Annotated in this window: 3 protein-coding genes; 2 read left to right on the top strand and 1 reads right to left on the bottom strand. The window is 65.8% G+C overall.

Features of this window, described 5'->3' with window-relative positions; translation table 11 throughout:
* Nucleotides 1–519 precede the first annotated feature (519 nt).
* Nucleotides 520–1,395 carry a diaminopimelate epimerase gene (dapF, locus tag IVA96_RS33215; protein ID WP_247281264.1) on the top strand — a complete coding sequence of 292 codons (876 nt, stop codon included), beginning with the start codon at nucleotides 520–522 and terminating at the stop codon, nucleotides 1,393–1,395.
* Nucleotides 1,395–2,648, top strand: coding sequence for a tRNA (N(6)-L-threonylcarbamoyladenosine(37)-C(2))-methylthiotransferase MtaB (mtaB, locus tag IVA96_RS33210; protein WP_247281263.1), 1,254 nt, complete (start codon nucleotides 1,395–1,397; stop codon nucleotides 2,646–2,648). Before dapF ends, mtaB begins: the two co-directional genes overlap by 1 nt.
* Nucleotides 2,649–2,780: 132 nt before the next feature.
* On the opposite strand, the gene IVA96_RS33205 is transcribed toward mtaB, so the two are convergent.
* Nucleotides 2,781–3,890, bottom strand: coding sequence for a DUF2336 domain-containing protein (locus IVA96_RS33205; RefSeq protein WP_247281262.1), 1,110 nt, complete (start codon nucleotides 3,888–3,890; stop codon nucleotides 2,781–2,783).
* Between the last annotated feature and the right edge of the window lie 210 nt (nucleotides 3,891–4,100).

Below are 4,100 nucleotides of genomic sequence, written 5' to 3'. Positions count from 1 at the left end.
GGGCGGGGGCGCGGCCGGGCTGGGTGAGGCGCTGGCTGCGGGCGAGGGCGTCGCAGCAGGGGCGGGTAAGGCGCTCGCCGCCGGCGCGGGCGTTGCCATCGGCGCAGGCGAAGCACTCGCGGCAGGCGCCGGCGAGGCCGGCGAGGGGCTTACTGACGCGGCGGGCGCCGGGCTCGGACTTTGTGCCCGAGCGGCAGACAGACCAAACGACATGGCCGCCGGGATCAGCGCGGCCAGAGCGAGACGACGAAACCTAATCATTCTATTCTCCCCAAGAACTTGGGCACCAAGACCTTGGGCTCCAAGACCTTGCCCACCAAGGCCTAAATCCCGCTTTGCGCCCGGCCGCGCCTCCCGGTTCGCGCGAATGGCGCCGTTCTAACACGCGGGCGCCGAATTCGTCCCATGACAGATGCGTCATGGGCGGCGTCGCGGGCCGCGGCCCGGGCGCTCCGCAGTAAACCGCTGGCCAAGCCGGCAAGGATCGCCATATAAGACGGGCGAAATTCGGGAATTTTCATGAGCGCGCTGGCCAACCACGCATTTGCCAAGATGAACGGCATCGGCAACGAGATCGTCGTTGTCGACATGCGCGATTCCACAGCAAAGGTCACGCCGGACGACGCGCGGGCGGTGGCGTCCGCAAATGGCGGCGTGGCTTACGACCAGCTCATGGTGCTGCAGAAGCCGCGGCTGGACGGCACTGAGGCCTTTATCCGCATCTACAACAATGACGGCTCCGAAGCCGGTGCCTGTGGCAACGGCATGCGCTGCGTCGTGCGCCGCATTTTCGAGAAGAGCGGACAGACCACGGCGACGTTCGAGACGGCTGCGGGCCTGCTCAATTGCTGGCAGGGCCCGACGCCCGACCTCTATACCGTCGACATGGGCGCGCCGAAGTTCGGCTGGCAGGACATTCCGCTGGCGGAAGAGTTTCGCGACACCCGCTACATCGAATTGCAGATCGGGCCGATCGACAATCCGATCCTGCATTCGCCCTCGGTGGTGAACATGGGCAATCCGCACGCGGTCTTCTGGGTCGAGGAGGTCAGCGCCTATGATCTCGAGCGCTTTGGTCCTCTGCTCGAAAACCATCCGATCTTCCCCGAGCGCGCCAATATTACGCTTGCTCACATCGTCGATCGCGACCACATCACGATTCGCACCTGGGAGCGCGGCGCCGGCCTCACCAAGGCCTGCGGTTCGGCAGCCTGCGCCGCGGCTGTCGCCGCGGCGCGGCTGAAGCGCGCCAATCGCAATGTCGAGATCACATTGCCCGGCGGCAAGCTCGCCATCGAATGGCGCGAGCGCGACGACCATGTGCTGATGACGGGCACCGCGACCTTCGAATATGAAGGCAATTTCGATCCGGCGCTGTTCGCGCCGGTCGGCTGATGGCCGTCGACATCGTCACCTTCGGCTGCCGCCTCAACGCCTTCGAGGCCGAGGTGATCCGCCGCGAGGCGGAAGGTGCCGGCCTCTCCGACACCATCGTCATCAACAGCTGCGCCGTCACCAACGAGGCGGTGGCGCAGGCGCGCCAGTCGATCCGCAAATTGAAGCGCGAGCGGCCCGGTGCGCGTATCGTGGTCACCGGCTGCGCCGCGCAAACGCAAAGCGCGATGTTCGCCGACATGGCCGAGGTCGATCGCGTCGTCGGCAATGACGACAAGATGCGCTCGTCCGCATGGCGCGATGCGCGCGATGCATTCGACATCGGTGCCAGCGAGAAGATTGCCGTCAGCGACATCATGGCAGTGAAGGCGATGGCGCCGCATCTGATCGACGGCTTTGCCGCCGGCCTGCCGCGCGTCTTCGTGCAGGTGCAGAACGGCTGCGACCATCGCTGCACCTTCTGCATCATCCCGTTCGGCCGCGGCAACTCGCGCTCGGTGCCGATGGGCGCTGTGGTCGATCAGGTGCGGGCGCTGGTGGAGCGCGGTCACGGCGAGATCGTACTGACCGGCGTCGATCTCACCAGCTACGGCGCCGACCTGCCGGGCGCGCCCAAGCTCGGCATGCTGACCAAGCAGATTTTGCGGCACGTGCCGGACTTGATGCGCCTGCGCATCTCCTCGATCGATTCGATCGAGGCAGATGACGATCTGCTCGATGCCATCGCCGACGATGCGCGACTGATGCCGCATCTGCACCTGTCGCTGCAATCCGGCGACGACCTGATCTTGAAGCGCATGAAGCGGCGGCATTCGCGGCAGGATGCGATCGCGTTCTGCAACCAGGTGCGCCGCCTGCGCCCGGACGTCATTTTTGGCGCCGACATCATCGCGGGCTTCCCGACCGAGACCGAGGACATGTTCTCGCGCTCGCTCGATCTCGTCGAGGAATGTGGTTTGACGTTCCTGCACGTCTTTCCCTACTCGCCACGCCCCGGCACGCCGGCCGCGCGAATGCCGCAGGTTGCGGGCGGCGCGATCAAAGAACGTGCGAAGCGGCTGCGTGCAGCCGGTGAGGCGGCATTTCGGCAGCGACTGCAAGCCGAGATCGGCGCCGCGCGCGAGGTGCTGATCGAGAGCGAAGGCCAGGGACGCACGGAGCATTATCTGCCGGTGGCGATTGCGGGCGAACGTGTGGGCAGTGTCGTGCCGCTCAGGATTGTTGGCAGCGATGGCGAGCGGCTGATCACATAGTCGGTGTCGTCGTCCGGCTTGGCCGGGCGAGGCAGTACGCCGCGGCTTCTCCGTATCTCACAAACGTCTCTGGAATACTCGATCACCCGCCTTCGCGGGTGATGACACCGCCGATATGGTACACGGTGTGCCCTACAGGGCCCGCACCTGCCAGAACCGCAGCGTGCGCCGCGCATTCTCCGTCGTCATTCTCGCAAAATGGCCCTGCGAGCGCGCAAGATCAGCCCGCTTCATCGCGCCCGTCGCAAAACGGCTTTCGAGCACGGCTGCGGTGGTTTCCCAGCTGAGCTGCGCGGCCTTGCACGGCACCAGGAGGCCGTCGTCGCGCAGGCTCTGCATCAGCGGGCGAATCACCTCGACGGTCGATCCGGACAGCGCCGCCAGGGCCGCGACGGTCTCCTCATAGCGCCGCTGCGTGGCGAAGCCGAGTAGCGTCGCTTCGTTGAGCTGGCCGATCGTCTTGAGATTTGCGATGGCCCGCTTGGCGCCTTCGAAATCGCGAACGCCAGACATCTCGCGCTCGACGCCGACGGTGGCGGCGGCAATTGCGCTCTGGATTTCCTCGAACAGATGCGGTGGGGCGCGCGACAACAGGCGGGTGCGCACCGCATCCGTCGCCGAACGCAGCAATCGGCGGCGCAGCTCCGACGGCAAATCGACGCGGACGCCGACGCTGACCGCGAGCTCCGGATCGCTTTCGGCCTGTCCGACGATGATGGCAAATCCGCTGCCGGAGACGCGGGCGCCGGGATTGGCGGCGAGCCGCCGGCTGACGCTGGGATAGCGCCGCGCCAGCAGCGCATCGGTGACGATCTCCCTCAGCCACCAGCGGCCGGCGACCGCGAGCAGATGCGGCTCGCCCTTGGATGATGCGATCTTCACCAGCTCGCCATCGTCGAGGCGCGCGGATTCCTGGAGCACGGGTCCGGCGATACGGATCTCGTCATTGCTGGCGAGGCGGCGGATCACGGATGGCGGCGCCTGCGCGATCGGAGCGAGCTGCGCGCTGATCTCGGCGAGCGCAATTCGGGCGCCGATGTCGGCGACGGCGCGCAGCTCGATGGTGCCAATGAGGCGCTCGAGCACGTCGTCAAACAGCGCGATCTGCTCGTCGTCAAAGCTGGCGGCGGAAGACAGGAACAGGTCCGTGACGCGCCGGGCCGTCTCCAGCCCCTTTTCCGGCGAGCCCATCCGTATCGCGGATTCGACCTCGTCGATGATCGATAGCTCGGCCTTGGACATCACGCGCTGCTCGTCCTGAGCGGTTTACAGAAGCTTGTTCTAAGCAACCGCTATCATTAGAGGCGAGCGCTGAACGTTTCGTAAACCATGGGCTTGTTGCCCCTCATCCTGAGAGCCTGACCGAAAAAGGGTGAGCGGTTTTGGCCGGCTTGTGATTCCTTCGGATTTGCAAAGATTCGAGGGAGGACACCATGCCGTGGACCAAAACCG

It is taken from the genome of Bradyrhizobium sp. 159, from assembly GCF_023073795.1.
In the GTDB taxonomy this organism is placed as follows: domain Bacteria; phylum Pseudomonadota; class Alphaproteobacteria; order Rhizobiales; family Xanthobacteraceae; genus Bradyrhizobium.
This window is presented reverse-complemented; position numbering and strand designations above follow the sequence as displayed.

Coding starts and splice junctions, on each gene's coding strand:
- IVA96_RS33205 (WP_247281262.1), bottom strand. CDS start 3,890: ATGTCCAAGGCCGAGCTATCGATCATCGACGAGGTCGAATCCGCGATA.
- mtaB (WP_247281263.1), top strand. CDS start 1,395: ATGGCCGTCGACATCGTCACCTTCGGCTGCCGCCTCAACGCCTTCGAG.
- dapF (WP_247281264.1), top strand. CDS start 520: ATGAGCGCGCTGGCCAACCACGCATTTGCCAAGATGAACGGCATCGGC.